This window comes from Neoroseomonas eburnea (assembly GCF_018129005.1).
In the GTDB taxonomy this organism is placed as follows: Bacteria; Pseudomonadota; Alphaproteobacteria; order Acetobacterales; family Acetobacteraceae; genus Neoroseomonas; species Neoroseomonas eburnea.
Genome location: NZ_JAAEDL010000016.1, coordinates 18721 through 34489, shown reverse-complemented (window position 1 = coordinate 34489; position 15769 = coordinate 18721). Strand labels below are relative to the sequence as shown.

Annotated in this window: 13 protein-coding genes; 6 read left to right on the top strand and 7 right to left on the bottom strand. The window is 73.0% G+C overall.

Annotated elements, in window-relative coordinates; all coding sequences use genetic code 11:
• Positions 1-371: 371 nt before the first annotated feature.
• The 5 genes from GXW74_RS16410 to GXW74_RS16390 are packed head-to-tail and all read left to right on the top strand — an operon-like array spanning position 372 to position 5145.
• Complete coding sequence (locus GXW74_RS16410) at positions 372-1589, top strand: acyl-CoA dehydrogenase family protein (RefSeq protein ID WP_211847611.1); 1218 nt, start codon at positions 372-374, stop codon at positions 1587-1589.
• A 1-nt stretch (position 1590) separates the two neighbouring features.
• Positions 1591-2688, top strand: coding sequence for an acyl-CoA dehydrogenase family protein (locus tag GXW74_RS16405; RefSeq protein ID WP_211847610.1), 1098 nt, complete (start codon positions 1591-1593; stop codon positions 2686-2688).
• Positions 2689-2723: 35 nt separating this feature from the next.
• A complete protein-coding gene (locus GXW74_RS16400) occupies positions 2724-3869 on the top strand; it encodes a thiolase family protein (RefSeq protein ID WP_211847609.1) in 1146 nt (381 codons plus the stop codon).
• Positions 3869-4294, top strand: coding sequence for a Zn-ribbon domain-containing OB-fold protein (locus GXW74_RS16395; RefSeq protein WP_211847608.1), 426 nt, complete (start codon positions 3869-3871; stop codon positions 4292-4294). The genes GXW74_RS16400 and GXW74_RS16395 overlap by 1 nt, the downstream gene beginning before the upstream one ends.
• Positions 4291-5145 (top strand): FAS1-like dehydratase domain-containing protein, encoded by an 855-nt coding sequence (locus tag GXW74_RS16390; protein WP_211847607.1) that lies wholly within the window; start codon positions 4291-4293, stop codon positions 5143-5145. The genes GXW74_RS16395 and GXW74_RS16390 overlap by 4 nt, the downstream gene beginning before the upstream one ends.
• Positions 5146-5208: 63 nt before the next feature.
• Here GXW74_RS16390 and GXW74_RS16385 read toward each other — a convergent pair whose 3' ends face one another.
• Genes GXW74_RS16385 through GXW74_RS16360 form a run of 6 tightly spaced genes read right to left on the bottom strand, consistent with a single transcriptional unit; the run spans position 5209 to position 12103 of the window.
• A complete protein-coding gene (locus GXW74_RS16385; protein ID WP_211847606.1) occupies positions 5209-6105 on the bottom strand; it encodes a zinc-binding dehydrogenase in 897 nt (298 codons plus the stop codon).
• Positions 6102-7232 carry a CaiB/BaiF CoA transferase family protein gene (locus GXW74_RS16380; RefSeq protein WP_211847605.1) on the bottom strand — a complete coding sequence of 377 codons (1131 nt, stop codon included), beginning with the start codon at positions 7230-7232 and terminating at the stop codon, positions 6102-6104. Before GXW74_RS16380 ends, GXW74_RS16385 begins: the two co-directional genes overlap by 4 nt.
• A complete protein-coding gene (locus tag GXW74_RS16375) occupies positions 7229-7945 on the bottom strand; it encodes an SDR family NAD(P)-dependent oxidoreductase (protein ID WP_211847604.1) in 717 nt (238 codons plus the stop codon). The genes GXW74_RS16380 and GXW74_RS16375 overlap by 4 nt, the downstream gene beginning before the upstream one ends.
• Positions 7942-9168 (bottom strand): ABC transporter substrate-binding protein, encoded by a 1227-nt coding sequence (locus GXW74_RS16370; RefSeq protein ID WP_211847603.1) that lies wholly within the window; start codon positions 9166-9168, stop codon positions 7942-7944. The genes GXW74_RS16375 and GXW74_RS16370 overlap by 4 nt, the downstream gene beginning before the upstream one ends.
• Before the next feature lie 43 nt (positions 9169-9211).
• Positions 9212-10828, bottom strand: a complete 1617-nt coding sequence (locus GXW74_RS16365; RefSeq protein ID WP_211847602.1) for a class I adenylate-forming enzyme family protein — start codon at positions 10826-10828, stop codon at positions 9212-9214.
• Between the two features lie 3 nt (positions 10829-10831).
• Complete coding sequence (locus tag GXW74_RS16360; RefSeq protein WP_211847601.1) at positions 10832-12103, bottom strand: CaiB/BaiF CoA transferase family protein; 1272 nt, start codon at positions 12101-12103, stop codon at positions 10832-10834.
• 209 nt (positions 12104-12312) lie between these two features.
• Here GXW74_RS16360 and GXW74_RS16355 point away from each other — a divergent pair, with 209 nt between their 5' ends.
• Complete coding sequence (locus GXW74_RS16355; RefSeq protein WP_211847600.1) at positions 12313-13950, top strand: sigma-54 interaction domain-containing protein; 1638 nt, start codon at positions 12313-12315, stop codon at positions 13948-13950.
• A 1354-nt stretch (positions 13951-15304) separates the two neighbouring features.
• On the opposite strand, the gene GXW74_RS16350 is transcribed toward GXW74_RS16355, so the two are convergent.
• Complete coding sequence (locus GXW74_RS16350; RefSeq protein ID WP_211847599.1) at positions 15305-15769, bottom strand: ribbon-helix-helix domain-containing protein; 465 nt, start codon at positions 15767-15769, stop codon at positions 15305-15307.

The window sequence follows — 15769 nt, the reverse complement described above, 5'->3', positions numbered from 1 at the left end:
TGCTCCTCCCGCGGGGCCGGACGTCGCCATCGCGGCGCGCACCATGCCTCCGGGGTTGAACGACGCAATGCATGTGCCAGCGGCGCGGACCGCCGCATCCGGGCCACCGCATGCGTCCGCGTGTCCCGGCATTGTCGGCGCCGCGGACATCATGTCCGCGCCGTGCGCATCGAACGCCATCGCGCTCCGGAGGGCTTGCGCCGGCGATGGCGCGGCGTGACACTGCGGCGCCGTTCCATCGATGCCGCGAGGATCCTGGCATGCCGCGCCGGAGGCGATGGGGGGGCTTGGCGCCGCCCGGGCGCCACGGGATGCGGCGTGCTGAGCGGCAGTCCGGCGGGCGGGATTGGAAGAATGAGCGGAGGAACTCCATGGACTTGACGCTGACCCCGAAACACCGCGCGCTGCGCGACGAGGTCGATGCCTTCATCGCCGCGCATCGCGACGCCGCACCGCGCCCGGGCGGCGGGCGCAAGCGGCCCGACCGCAAGGCGCTGGACTGGCAGGCGCTGCTGCTCGAGCACGGCTATTTCGCGCGCACCATCCCGCGCGAATACGGCGGCTTCGGCGCGCCGCACGACGTCATCGAACTGGCGATCATCGCCGATGCGTTCAGCCGCGCCAGCATCTCGCCGGGCATCCACAACCAGGGCATCAGCATGCTGGTGCCGACGCTGCTCGAGGTCGGCACCGAGGAGCAGAAGCGGCGCTGGATCGGCCCGACCATCCGCGGCGAGGTTATCTGGTGCCAGGGCTATTCGGAGCCCGGCTCGGGCTCCGACCTCGCCGCCGCGCAGACCCGCGCCGCGGTCGAGGACGGGCATTTCGTCATCAACGGCCAGAAGATCTGGACCAGCTCGGCGCATTTCGCCGACATGATGTTCCTGCTCTGCCGCACCGAGCCCGACAAGGCGAAGCATGCCGGCCTGTCCTACCTGCTGCTGCCGATGAACGCGCCGGGGATCGAGGTGCGCCCGCTGCGGACCATGACCGGCCGCGCCGAGTTCAACGAGACCTTCTTCACCGACGTGCGCGTGCCGGTGGACCAGATCGTCATGGGCCGCGGCGACGGCTGGCACGTCGCCAACGTCACGCTCAAGTATGAGCGGATGCTGCTCGGCGATCCCAACAAGCTGCAGCAGCGGCTCGAGGCGATCCGCCGCATGATGGAGCAGCCGGGCGCCGACGGCGCGCGACTGCTCGACCGCGCCGAATGGCGCGACCGCCTGCTGCGCCTGCAGGGCGAGGTGATCGCGGCGCGCAACCACAACATGCGCCTGCTGACGGAAACCGCCGAAGGGGTGGATTCGGGCCTCGGGCGCTTCATCGTGAAGTATCACGGCACCATGCTCGCGCACCGGCTCGCCTCGCTGGCACTCGACGTCATGGGCAGCACCGGCCTGCTCTACGAACCGCAGGGCGAAGTGGCCGAGGACGATCCCGCCACCACCTGGCAGATCGACTACATGTACGACATCGGCCTCATCATCGGCGGCGGGTCGTCGAACATCCAGAAGAACATCATCGGCGAGCGCGGCCTCGGCCTGCCGCGCGAGCCCAAGGCGGCGGTGCCGGCGGGGAGGAACTGAGATGCGGTTCGGATTGACGGAAGACCAGGGACTGTTCGGCCGCTCGCTGCGCGGCTTTCTCGCCGACCGGCTGCCGCTCGATACGCTGCGCCGCCTCGCCGAATCCGGCACCGGCTTCGATGCCGAGCTGTGGCGCGGCCTCGGCGAGCTGGGCCTGCACGGGCTGCTGGTGCCCGAGGAGCATGGCGGGGCCGGGCTCGGCATGCTCGACGCCGCGCTGGCGGCCGAGGCGCTCGGCTACCACGCCGCGCCGGCGCCCTTCGCGGCGGCGCTGGTGATGGCCGTGCAGGCCTTCCGCAGCGCCGGCGACGCCGAGCAGCAGCGCCAGTGGCTGCCGCGCGTCGCCGCGGGGCAGGCGCGCATCGGCCTCGGCTTCGCGGGGCTGGCGGGGCAGACCGGCCGGGCGGCGCTGCGCCTTGAGGGCGGGCGCCTGTCGGGCGCGCTGGACGGGCTGATGGATGGCGGCGAGGCCACCCATTTCCTCGCCTACCTGGCCGATGGCCGCGCCGCGCTGATCGAGGCCGGCGCCCCGGGCGTGACCGCCACGCTGCGCCGCAGCGTGGACCGCACCCGCGCGCTGGTGGATCTCGACCTCGCCGGCGCGGCGCCGGTGGCGCTGCTGCAATCCTCGAACGATCCGCTCGCCGCGGCGCGGCGGGTGCGCGACGCGGGGCGCGTGATGCTGGCGGCCGACACGCTCGGCGCGGCGCAGAACATGCTCGACCGCGCCGTGGCCTATGCCAATGAGCGCATGCAGTTCGGCCGCGTCATCGGCAGCTTCCAGGGCGTGAAATACATGTGCGCCGACATGGCGACCATGCTCGAACCCTGCCGCGCCATGGTGTGGTATGCCGCCTATGCGCAGGACGCGGTGCCGGAGGAAGCCGCCATGGTCGCCTCCCACGCCAAGGCCCATCTGGCCGAGGTCGGGCGCGAGGTCGCCCGCCTGGCGACCGAGGTGCATGGCGGCATGGGCTTCACCGACCTGCTCGGCCTGCACCACCAGTTCAAGCGCATCACCTTCGACCGGCAGGCCCTCGGCGGGCCCGAGCGCTGCCGGCACGACGCGGCGGTGGCGCAGGGCTGGATCGCCGCCTGAGCCTGCGTTTCCGCGACAATTGAAGGAGGATAGCCATGTCATTGCGTGAGAAGGGCGCGATCACCGGGGTGGGCGAAACCGCCTATTCCCGGGAATCGGGCCGCAGCGTGCTGTCGCTGCAGCTCGAGGCCTCGCTGAAGGCGATCGAGGATGCCGGCCTCAAGCCGGCCGACATCGACGGCGTGATCCCCTATTCGGGGGTGGTCGCCGAGGATTTCATCACCAATCTCGGCCTGCCCGACCTGCGCTTCTCGGCGGTGACGCCGCTCGGCGGGGCGAGCTGCGTCGCCGCGGTGCAATGCGCCGTCGCCGCGATCGCCGCGGGCATCTGCAACCATGTGCTGATCCCGGTCGGGCGCAACGGCGCCTCGGGCGGGCGCATCGGGATGCGCGTGCAGCAGATGCCGCAGTTCCGCCTGGTCGGCGAATTCGAGATGCCGCTCGGCGCCATCGCGCCGGCGCAGCTCTACGCGCCGATGGCGCGCCGGCACATGGAGCTCTACGGCACCACCAGCCGGCAGCTCGGCGAGATCGCGGTCTCGACGCGCGCCAACGCCATGCTCAACGGCAATGCCGTGATGACGAAGCCGATGTCGATCGAGGACCACCAGGCCTCGCGCATGATCTCCGACCCCTTCCGGCTGTTCGACTGCAGCCTCGAGAGCGACGGCTCCTGCGCCATTGTGGTCAGCGGCGCCGAGCGCGCACGCGACCTGCGCAAGCCGCCGGTGATGGTGATGGGCATCGCCGAAGGCCATCCGGACTCTCCCAGCGTCATCACCCAGCGCCCGGATATGACGCGCCTAGGCATCGCCAAGGCGGCGCCGCGCGCCTTCGAGATGGCCGGCGTCAAGCACGACGACATCGACGTGGCCGAGATCTACGACTGCTTCACCTACATCGTGATGTGCCAGCTCGAGGATCTGGGCTTCTGCAAGAAGGGCGAGGGCGGCCCCTTCGTCGAGAGCGGCGCGATCCGCCTCGGCGGCAAGCTGCCGGTCAACACCCATGGCGGCCTGCTCAGCCAGGCGCACATGGTGGGCATGAACCACATCGCGGAGCTGGTGCGCCAGCTGCGCGGAGAGGCCGGCAAGGCCCAGGTGCGCGACGCCGAGATCGGCCTCGTCACCGGCTATGGCGACATGGGCGACGGCTCCGTCGCCATCATGAGGAGAGGATGATGAGCGCGACCGGAACCTACAACAAGCTCGTCCCCGAGCCGACGCCGCACAGCGCGCCCTACTGGGAAGGGCTGAACCGGCGCAAGCTGCTGCTGCAGAAGTGCTGCGGCTGCGGCAGGATCCGCCACTATCCGCAGCCCATGTGCCCGTCCTGCCATTCGACGGAGGTGGAATGGGTCGAGGCCAGCGGCCGCGGCGTGATCCATAGCTGGACCATCACCCACCACGCCTTCCATCCCGGCGTGCGCGACGACCTGCCTTATACCCTCGCCACGGTGGATCTCGACGAAGGCGTGCGGATGCTCGCGCAGCTGCGCGCGGTGCCGGCCGAGAAGCTGCGGATCGGCCTGCCCGTGCGCGTGGACTACGAGACGGTGAAGGACGGCCTCACCCTGCCCTACCTTGTCCCGGGAGAGCCGGCATGAAGATCGACATCGACCAGCTGCGAAGCCATATCGGCCGCAAGATCGAGGAAACCGACGAGGCGACGCTGCCGCCCATGCGCGGCATGACCGTCACCTTCGAGCGGCCCGAGCCCGCCCCCGCGCGCGGCGAGCCGGTCCCGCCGGGCTGGCACTGGTGCTTCTTCGTGCCGCTCGCGCCGCGCTCGGTGCTCGGCGCCGACGGGCTGCCCACCTCCGGCGGCGTGCTGCCGGAGATGCCGCTGCCGCGGCGGATGTTCGCCGGCCAAGCCTATACCTTCCACGCACCGATCCTGGTTGGCGACGCGCTGCGGCGCGAAACCGAGCTGAGCGACATCCAGCTGCGCGAAGGCGGCACCGGCACCATGCTCTTCACCACCGTGACGCGGCGGATCTACACCCCGCGCGGCCTCGCGGTGACCGAGGACCAGCACACCGTGTTCCGCGAGGCGGTGGACCCCGCCGCGCCCGTGCGCGCGCCCAAGCGCGACTCGGCCCCGACGGACGTTGCCTGGCGGCGCACCATCACCACCGACCCGGTGACGCTGTTCCGCTATTCGGCGCTGACCCTCAACCCGCACCGCATCCACTACGACCGCACCTACGCGATGCAGGAGGAAGGGTATCCGGGCCTGGTGGTGCACGGGCCGTTCTCGCAGCAATGCCTGCTCGACCTGCTGCGCGACAATCTCCCTGGCAAGGCGATCCGCACCTTCACCATGCGGGCGCGCGCGCCGCTGTTCGACACCGCGCCCTTCACGGTGATCGGCCGGCCGACCGCCGAGGGCGCCGAGGTCTGGGCAGTGGGCCCGGATGGCGGCATCGCCATGCAGGCGACCGCGACGCTCGGCTGAACCGCGCATGGCCGGGAGGGGGGTGGCCCCTCCCCGCCATTCGCTCCTCGCCAGGGCGGGGGATCAGCCTTCCAGCAGCACCCGGCCCGGCAGGCCGCCGCGCGCGACGAGGTCCAGCGCCTCAGCCGCCGCGGCAAGCGGCAGGCGGCGATGAATGCGCGACCGCAGCCGCCCTTCCAGGAACAGCGCGAAGATCTCCGCCTGCACCGCCGCGACGCGCGCGGGCTCGCGGTCGCGGCGGTCGGCCCAGTTCAGGCCGAGCACGCCGACACTTTTCACCAGCAGGTAGTTGCTGCGGATCTGCGGGATCTCCCCGGCGGCGAAGCCGACCACCACCAGCCGCCCGCAGGGGGCGAGGCAGCGCAGCGCGGCGGCGGTGACGGCATCGCCCAGCGGGTCGATCACCACATCCACGCCGCGCCCGCCGGTCGCCGCCGCCTCGCCGCGGATGCCGGCCAGCACCTGCGCGGCGCCGAGCGGGCGGGCCAGTTGCAGCGCCGCGGCGCCCACCGCGCCCGAGGCGTCGAGCACCAGCACGCTCTCCCCCGCCGCGAGGCCGCCGCGCGCAGCCAGCGCGAAATGCGCGGTCTGGTAGTTGAGCCCGAGGGCGGCCGCATCCGCCGCGTCGATCCCCTCGGGCACCGGCAGGCAGGCGGCGGCGGGCAGCGCCACGCGCTCGGCGAAGGCGCCGTATTCGACATGCGCGATCACCCGCGCCCCGCGCGCCGGGGCCGCCGCGCCGCGCGCATCCAGCACTCGCCCGACCATGGCCTTGCCGGGAATGAAGGGCAGCGGCGGGCGCGTCTGGTAGCGGTCGCTCACCACCAGCGCGTCGGGGTAGTTCACCTCGGCCGCCTCGAAGCCCAGTAGCACCTCGCCCTCGGCCGGCACCGGCTCGGGTAGGTCGCGCAGCACGATCGCCGAAGGCCCGGCGTATTCGGTCAGCAGCGCCGCCTTCATCGGGGCAGCACCGTGGCGGTGTCGGCGCCGAGCGCCGGGGCGGAGCGGATGCCGGGCGGGGCGCGCAGCGCCGGGGCGAGCGGCACCGGCAGCGCCGGCATCTGCTGCCCGGCGGCATTGGCGAGGCGATGGCCGAACAGGCCGCGCGCGGCGAAGTGCGGGTCGTTCATGGCTTCCTCCACGGTGGCGACGATGCTGCAGCAGCAGTCGCGCCCGGCGATCGCGCTCCGCCAGGCAGCGGCGTCGCGCGCCGCGACCAGTGCGGCCACCCGCGCCGCGGTGCCGGCGGGGTCGCGCGCATCGTCGCGCCATTCCGGCTCCAGCCCGATGATGTCGCAGAACACGGCCCAGAAGCGGTCCTCGATCGGCGCAGCGGCGAGCAGGCGGCCATCGGCGGTCGGGTAGAGCCGGTAGCGCGGCGTGCCGCCGGTCACCAGCCCATCGCCATTGCCGGGCCAGCGCCCGGTGGCGAAGCCCTGCCCGATCGCCCAGTAGAGGAAGGGGAAGAGGTTGTCGGTCATGGCGATGTCGAGCCGCTGGCCGCGGCCCGTCGCCTGGCGAGCGAGCAGCGCCATCAGGATGTTCATCACCGCCGGATAGGCGCCGCCGGCGATGTCGGCGATCAGCGCCGGCGGCACCACCGGCCGCACCGGGTCCCCATGGCCGAGGGAGAGCAGCCCGGCATCGCCGATGTAGTTGAGGTCGTGCCCCGCCGCGTCGCGCTTCGGCCCGCTCTGCCCGTAACCGGTGATGGAGCACCAGATCAGCCGCGGGTTGCGCGCCATCACCTGGTCGGGGCCGAGGCCGAGGCGCTCCATCACGCGGGGGCGGAACTGCTCGACCAGGATGTCGGCGCGTTCGAGCAGCGGCTCGAGCCGCGCCCGCTGCGCCGGGTCCTTGAGGTCCAGCGCGACGCTGCGCTTGCCGCGGTTGAGCAGGGCGAAATTGGCCGATTCCGCGCCCCAGGCCGGCTGGTAGCCGCGCATCTCGTCGCCGCTGCCGGGGCGTTCGACCTTGACCACCTCGGCCCCCGCCTCGGCCAGGATCAGCGTCGCCATCGGCCCCGGCAGCAGGGTCGAGAAATCGAGCACCAGCAGCCCGGCGAGCGGCCCGGCGGCGGCGCTCACTCCGCCACCCCCTGGCCGCCGTCGATGGCCAACGTCGCCCCGGTCATGAAGTCCATGCCGCCCTCGAACAGCAGGCCGGTCAGGCGGCCGACCTCCTCGGCGCGGCCGTAGCGCCGCAGCGGAATGCGCGTCATCAGCCGCTCGTGCAGCTCCTGCCCGGCCAGGGCCTCGCGGTTGAGGTCGGTCTCGATGTAGCCGGGGGCGACGCACAGGGCGCGGATGCCCTCGGGCGCCCATTCCACCGCGAGGCAGCGGGTGATCGCCCCGACCGCCGCCTTGGCGGCGCAATAGGCGAGCGCGCCCGGCACGCCGAGCCGGGCGTAGAAGGAGCCGATATTGACGATCAGCCCGCCCCCGGCGGCGATGAGATGGGGGCGGATCTCGCGGCAGCCGACCATCACCGCGGTGGCGTCGAGGCGCATCACCGCCTCGAACTCCGCGGTGGTCAGCCGGGCGCTGCGGCGGTGATGGACGGCGCCGGCATTGTTGACCAGGCCGACCACCGGCCCTTCCTCGGCGGCGCGGGCGAAGGCGGCGCGCAGCGCCTCCTCCTCGGTCACGTCGCAGGCGATGCCGAGGCCCGAGGCGCAGACTCCGCTGCGCGACAGCCCGACGACGCGGAAGCCGCGCCCGGCGAGGTCGGCGGCGATGGCGGCGCCGATGCCGCGGCTCGCCCCGGTGACGACGACGGCGCCGCGCGTCGGCGCGCTCATGTGCGGCGCACCAGCGGGCACTCGCTCTCGGCGAGCGGGCGATAGGCCTCCTCGCCGGGGATCGTGCCGGCCACCTCGAGCAGGTCCCACTCGCTGCGGCTGTCCTGCGGGCGCTTGGCGCGCAGCAGGTACATGTCGCGGATGACGCGCCCGTCCTCGCGGATGCGGCCGTTGCGGGTCATGAAGTCGTTGATGGGCGTGGCGCGCATGCGCGCCATCACCGGCTCGGCGGCATCGGTGCCGGCGTCGCGGATGGCGTTGAGGTAGTGCGTCACCGCGCCCCAGACGCTCGCCTGCATCATGGTCGGCGGGCGGCCGTGGATGGCCTCGAAGCGGCGGGCGAAGGCACGCGTCTCGTCGTTCTGGTCCCAGTAATAGGCCTCGGTGAAGACCAGCCCCTGCGCCGTCTGCAGCCCCATCGCCCGGACATTGGTCAGCAGGCAGAGCAGCGCCGCCGGCTGGATGCCGCGCCGCGCCAGCCCGAACTCGCCCATCTGCTTGACGATGTTGACGAGGTCGAGCCCCGCCGCCGCGATGCCGACCACATTGGCCCCCGAGGCGGCGGCGCGCAGCAGGTGGGAGGAATAGTCCGTCTCCCCCAGCGGCGCGCGCACTGCGCCCGCCACCTCCCCGCCCAGGCGGCGGACGAGGTCGGCGGCGTTCTGCTCGAGCGAATGGCCGAAGGCGTAGTCGGAGGTGATGAAGAACCACTTCCGCCCGCCGCCGCGCACCAGCGGCGTCACCGTGCCCTTGGCCAGGGCGTAGTTGTCGTAGGTCCATTGCACGCCGAGCGGCGCGCAGGCCTTGCCGGTCAGCTCCGTGGTGCCGGGCGCGGTGGCGACGGCGATGCGCCGCTTCTCCTGGGCCAGCGGCTGGACTGCCAGCGCGACGGCGGAATTGCCGACGCCGAAGATGGCGTCCACCTTATCCTGGTCGTACCAGCGCCGCGCGATGGCGAGCCCGACATCGGCCCGGTTCTGCAGGTCGCCATGGATCAGCTCGATCGAAGCGCCGAGCACGCGGCCGCCGAAATCCTCGATCGCCATGCGCGCCGAGACGACATCGCCCATGCCCTGCTGGTCGGCGAAGACGCCGGACATGTCGTCCAGCACGCCGAGCTTGACCACGCCGTCCGACACCACGCCCTGCGCCCGCAGCGCCGGCGCGGCCAGCGCCGCGAGCCCGCCGGCCGCCAGCGCCGCGCGCCTCGTGAGATGCCTCATGGTCATTGTCCCTCCCTCCTTGGTTCCGCCGCCGCGCGGCGGTTCATGCTTCGCGCACGCCGTCGCGGCGCACCGGCTCGGGCCGCAGCGTGCCGGCCCTCGCCATCGCCGCCAGGTCCCGCTTCAGCACCTTGCCGCTCGCCGTCAGCGGAAAGGCGTCGAGCCGGAGGAACCATTCCGGCATATCGTAGCGCGACAGCCCCTCGGCGGCGAGATGCGCGAGCAGCGCCTCGGCCCCGATCTCGCCGATGACGGCAAGGCAGACGCGCTCGCCCAGCCGCTCGTCGGGCACCGGGAAGGCGGCGGCGCGCTTCACCGCCGGGTGGCGCAGCGCCAGCGCCTCGATGCGCGCGGGATGGATGTTGTGCCCGCCGCGGATGATGAGGTCCTTGCTCCGCCCGACCACGCGCAGGTTGCCGCGCTCGTCGATCATGCCGAGATCGCCAGAGAGGAACCAGCCGTCGCGGTTGAAGCTCGCCTCGGTCGCCGCCTGGTTGCCGAAATAGCCGAGCATCAGCGCGGCGCCGCGGCCGCCGATCTCGCCGATCTCGCCCGCTGCCACGGGGCGGTCCGGTTCGGCCGGGTCGAACAGGCGGATCGCATAGGCGCGGCCGCCGCGGCCGCAGGTCTCGACGATCACCTCGGTCGGGTCGTCGGGATGGGTGTAGTGGTGCGAGGAGTTCTCGGTCATGCCATAGACGTTCTGCGGTCGCACGCCGAGCCGCACGAAGGCCTCGGCCACCGCCGGCGGGATCGGCGCCCCGGCCATGTAGAAGCAGCGCACCGCGCCCAGCGCGCCGAGGCCGCGTTCGCGCGCCGCCGCCAGCACGTCCATCGCATGGGTCGGCACGCCGAGCACGTAGGTCGCGCCGTTGGCGAGGATCCAGTCGAGCCGCCCGGTGCCCGGCGGCGGGTCGTCGGCGACCAGCAGCGCGCCGGCGACCAGCCATTGCGCCACCGCCACCCAGGCGATGTGGTGCGACAGCGGCGACAGGGTGAGGATGACGCTGTCCGGCCCGTGCCCCCAGTCCCGCACCAGGTCGCGGGCATTGGCGAGCAGCGTGTTGTCCGAATGCATGACGCATTTCGGCGTGCCCGTGGTGCCGGAGGTGAAGGCGAGATAGGCGACCTTGTCGGGGTCGGCCACCGCCGGGCCCGGCGCGGCGCCGGGGCCGGGGAAGCCGGCGGGCGTCAGCACCGCGGCCAGCCCGGGCAGGCCGCCGAAGCGCGCCACCGGGTCGGCGAGCCGGTCGGCGCCCCAGCCCGGCTCGCTCAGCAGGGCGCGGGCGGAGAGTGCGGCGAGCAGCGGCGGGATCTCATCGGCCGTATAGGTGCGGTGCAGCGATGGGTTGCAGGCGATGCCCTGCCGCGCGCAGGCGAGGAACAGCACCAGCGTCTCGAGCCGGTTGCCCGCCCAAATCGCCACCCTTTCGCCCGCGCCGATGCCGAGCGCGCCGTCCAGATGCGCCGCCACCCCGTCCACCCAGTCGCGCAGCGCGCGCCAGCCCAGGGTGCGGGCGCCGTCGCGCGCCGCCGGGGCCTCCGGCCGCGCCTCGGCATGGGCGGCGAGCAGGCCGTAGAGTGTCTCCTGCCGCCACAGCCCGGCCTCGTAATGGGCGCGCGCGGCGGCCGGATGATGCAGGGTGAGGGAGGGCCGCATCGGCTACAGCGCCCCTTCCGCCTTCAGCGCCGCGACCCGCGCCGCATCGAGGCCGAGCCATTCCCCGAGCACCGCCGCGGTGTCGGCGCCAAGCCGCGGCGGCGGCCGCCGCGGCCGGTTCGCCGCGCCGTCGAGCAGGAAACCGGTGCCGACCTGCGGCATCGCCGCCCCCTCTGCCTCGACCTGGTAGAATAGGCCGCGCGCGATCAGCGCCGGGTCGGCCACCACCTGGTCCACCCGGTTGATCGGCCCCGCCGGCACCCGCGCGGCGGCGAAGGCGGCAAGCCATTCGGCGCGCGGCCGGCCGCGCAGGATCTCCTGGATCTCGGCGACGATCCCGGCGCGATGGGCGCGGCGCAGCGCGTTGCTGCCATGGTGAGGATCCCGCCCGCGCTCCGGCCGGCCCACCGCCTCCCAGAAGCGGCGCCAGATGCCGTCATTGCCGAGGCCGAGGGTGATCGGCTCGTCGGCCGTCTCGAAGGCCTGGTAGATGGCGATGACGCTGTCCCGCCCGCCCGAGCGGCGCGGCACCTCCCCCGAACCCAGAAAGGGGACGATGCGGCAGGTGAGGAAGCGGGTCATGCTGTCGGTCAGCGCGATGTCGATGCTGCGCCCGCGCCCTATGCGCGCGCGCGCGAACAGCGCCGCCATCGCCGCCATGGCGGCGTCCTGGCCGGCCAGCATGTCGGCCGCCGGCGCGCCCACCTTCTGCGGCTCGCTCTCGGGCGTGCCGGTCAGGTCCATGACGCCGGAATAGCCCTCGGCGATCAGGTCGTAGCCGGCATGGTCGGCGCGTTCCCCCGTCAGGCCGAAGCCGGTGATCGAGACATGGATCAGCTCCGGCCGCGCCGCGCGCAGCTGCTCGGGCGCGAGGCCGAGCTTGGCGAGGCTGCGCGCCGGCTGGTTGACCAGCAGCACGTCGGCCCGCCCGATCAGGCCGCGCAGCACCTCCGCCCCGGCGGCGGAGGTGATGTCTAGGGTGAGGCTGCGCTTGTTGCGATTGACGGCGACGAACCACAGCGATTCGCCGTCGAGGAAGGGCGGGCCCCAGGCACGCGCATCGTCGCCGGCGCCGGGCCGCTCCACCTTCACCACCTCGGCGCCGAGGTCGCCGAGCAGCATCCCCGCATAGGGCCCGGCGATCGAGGTGGTGAGGTCGAGCACCCGCACCCCGTCGAGCAGGTCGAAGGCGCCCGGCCCGGCGGCGAGCAGCGGCAGCGCGGCGCCGGGCGGGGTGTCGTGCCGGGGGGTGGCGGCCTTGTCAGCCTGGTCCATGGGCGATCCTCCTCATGCCGCGATGCCGCGATGCCGCGACGGCCGGCGCCGCGCCGGCGGGCCGCGCCGGGCGCCGGGGGTTGCATCCGGCGTGCCAGCGCCCCGGCCCGGCGGAGGCCCGCCATCGCGCCGCCGCCCCGGCCCTTGGCGCGGACAGTCGCGCCGGCCTAGTGTCCATGGCAAGGACACTCATGCGGGGAAGAAACGCCATGCCACGAACGCAGCCGGTCGCGTCGCCGGGATGCGGCGCCGCCATCGTCGAGCATGGCGGAAGGATCGCCGCCCATGGCCTCGCGCGCTCGCCCGAGGTGGCGGCCTGCCTCGCCGACCCGGCATGGATGGCGGCGCTGCGGGGGCGCCGGCTCGCCACCCTGGCCACCCCGCGCGGTCGCTTCCTGGTGCTGCTGATGCCGCTGGACGGCGCCGACCTGGTCGTGTTCAGCGAGCCGCCGGGCGATGCGGTGCTGGAGTTCGTCGCCGCGGTGGACGTCGCCTGGGACATCATCGAGCACGTCGTCACCGACCCCTTCGATGCCATGACCGTGGTGGATGACCAGGCGCGGGTCGCCTACATCTCGCCCGTGCATGAGGCGTTCTTCGGCCTCGACCGCGGCGGCGGCATCGGCCGCCCGGTGCGCGAGGTGATCGAGAACACCCGGCTCGACCGTGTGCTCGCGACCGGGCGGCCGGAAGTCGGCGAGATCCAGCGCATGCGCGGGGCCGAGCGCGTGGTCTCGCGCATCCCCATCACGCGCGACGGCCGCGTGGTCGGCGCCATCGGGCGGGTGATGTTCAAGGGGCCGCAGCAGGTCGAGGCGCTGGCCCGCCACGTCAACGCGCTGCAGCGCGAGGTGGATTTCTACCGCCGCAAGGCCGCGGCGCTGCGCGGCGACGCGGTCGGCAGCCTCGACGACATCGTCGGCGAGAGCGCGGCGATCCGCCGCCTCAAGCGCGACATCGCCAAGGTCGCCCCGCTCGACGTGCCGGTGCTGATCCATGGCGAGAGCGGCACCGGCAAGGAGTTGGTGGCGCGCGCCCTGCACGCGCTGAGCCCGCGCCGCGCCGCCGCGCTGGTGGCGGTCAACGGCGCCGCGCTGCCGGCCAGCCTGGTCGAAAGCGAGCTGTTCGGCTACGCGCCCGGCGCCTTCACCGGCGCCGACCGCAAGGGGCGGAAGGGCCGCTTCGAGCAGGCCGCCGGCGGCACCATCCTGCTCGACGAGATCGGCGAGATGCCGCCCGAGACCCAGGCCAAGCTGCTACGCGTGGTGCAGGAAGGGACGGTCGAGCGGGTCGGCGGCGAGGCGCCGCTGCCGGTGGATTTCCGCCTGGTCTCGGCCACCCATTGCGACCTCAAGCGCATGGTGGCCGAGCGGCGCTTCCGGCTCGACCTGTTCTACCGCATCAGCCCGGTGGTGATCGAGGTGCCGGGCCTTGCGGAGCGGCGCGAGGACATCCCGCTGCTCGCCCGCCACTTCCTGCACGAGCTGGCGCAGCGCCACCGGCGACCCGAGCCCGAGCTCGACCCGGCGGCGGAGGCGCTGCTGCGCCAGGCCGACTGGCCCGGCAATGTCCGCGAGCTGCGCCATGCGGTCGAGCGCGCGCTGATCTTCGCCGAGGGCGAGCGGCTGACGCCCGCCGCCTTCCCCGATGTCGCCGCCGGCCCGGCGCGCCCGCGGCCGGCCGCGGAACCGCAGGGCGCGCGCCTGGCGGACAGCATGGCCGCGCTCGAAGGCACGAAGATCCGCGAGGCGATGCAGCGCAACCGCGGCAACAAGAAGCGCGTCGCGGCGGAGCTCGGCATCTCGCGGACCTATCTCTACAAGCGGCTCGCCGAGATCGATGCGTGAGGCCGGGCGGCGGCCGGATCGATGGCGGCGGCTCCGCAGTGGTCGCGGATCCGCGATGCGCGGCCCTCAGGGCAAGGCGCGAGGTCGCACGCCGTGTCATTCCGGATCTGGGCGGTGGCGAGCGTGAGGGAAAGCGTTTGCGGGCCTGAGGCGCGGCGCGGTTCGCGGTCATCTGGCCAAGATCGCCGCGGTGCTGGGCCACGCCAGCCGCAGTGGAGCCGTGCGGGCATGCTGCAAGGAATTGCTGCCGGGAGGCGGGCAGGATGGGTCGAATCCGTCGCCCTCCCGTACCGGACCAGGTTCTCTGGACAATGGGTCGCCTGATGCGGCGTGACTGAAGGTCTGCTCATTCCGGGCGGCACGCGTGGCGTCTGGGCTGTGATGGCGGTTCTTCTCGATCAGCCTCTCCGCGTCGTAGCGGGCGACGAAGGGGTGGCTCGGCACCATGCCTCTGAACCTGATCTGCTTCGGGAAGGCGTCCGACATGAAGTTGCTGCCGTGGTCGTGGATCGGCGCAAGGCCGCGTGCGGCGCCGGAACCGAGCCGGCCGAACCACTGGCGCGCCGCTATGCCGACCGCCGGGATGGCCTCGTAGCGGGTGCCGCGCTTGGCCAGGTGCCAGCCGGGTAGTTCGGCGTCCGGTGCTCAGCGACGCCGAACAGCCAGACCTTGCCGTCGGCGACCATGGCGGTCTGGCTCGCGACGGTCGCCCACATCGCGACCGGCGCCGCGGTGCCTATGCAGCGCTCATGCGTGGCAGTATCGGTCCATCGCCGGGCCCTGTGGCGCGAGAGCAGGGCGTGCTCGCGCATCGGCCGCAGCACGCGCTTGCGCGACACCCGAAGGCTGTCGATGGCCCGCAGCCGGGTCCAGACCTGGGGCGGTGCCCCTCGCCGGTCCAGGCGGTCCAGGGTGAACGCGCGAGGTCGGCGCGCATGGGCGCCAGCAGCGCCGCGTCCGACAGGGCGGGGCTCGGGCCGCGGCGGCGGTGCCGTCGGCCACTGGCCCCGGAGGGCGGCATAGGGCGAGGAGCGTGCCGCCTCCCAGACCCGGCAGAACAGCGCGAGGCCGTAGCGCCGGCCGGCCGCTGCGAGATCGCTTCGCCCATCACCGCGACCGCCTGCGGCGCAAAGGGCCGGGGTGCTCGATCCGGGCGCGCAGCCGCCGCAGCACGACCCTCCGCTTGCGCCCGACGCCCGGACGCTGGCCGAAAACGAGCGGGCCTGACCGCGGTGCGCCCTGCCGCGGCGGGGCGACCTGACCTGTGGATAGCGCGGACGTTCTGCGCCCGCCCTCGCTACCGCAAACCCTGCAGCCGCTTCATCGTGTTCGATCTGGTTCATGCTGGACTTCATCATGCCGGTCTCTGGCCGGAACGATGGCTGTCCAAGGAAACCGGGTGCAGCTCACTATCAGGCGCGGCCACGTCAGCCGCTATGTCATCAGCGAGTGTGCGGCCTTTCTGCAGCCTACGACCAAGCGCCTCAACGAATGCGTCATAGCGCTCCTTACCTTTCGCTCTTGCAGCAGCGGGCATTATGTCGGGCAGCGGCGGTGTTGCAGTGAGCCAGTGCTTCACGAACAGCGCGAGCGCTTCGTTCCCTATGGTGACGTGCCGTTCAAGCCGTTCGCTCGCACGCGACAGGCGATCAAGCCGGCGCGCGAGGGCCGCCTCCAACCGGTCGGAAGCGTCCGCGGAGAGGTAGCTCTCGAGTGCGGCCTCCACCACGACGGCCTGGCTCACGCGCTTCCTTGCCGCATAGTCAGCGAGACGGCGCATCAGATCGGGAGGCAGCCGGAAGGTGGCTTTGGCGCGCAT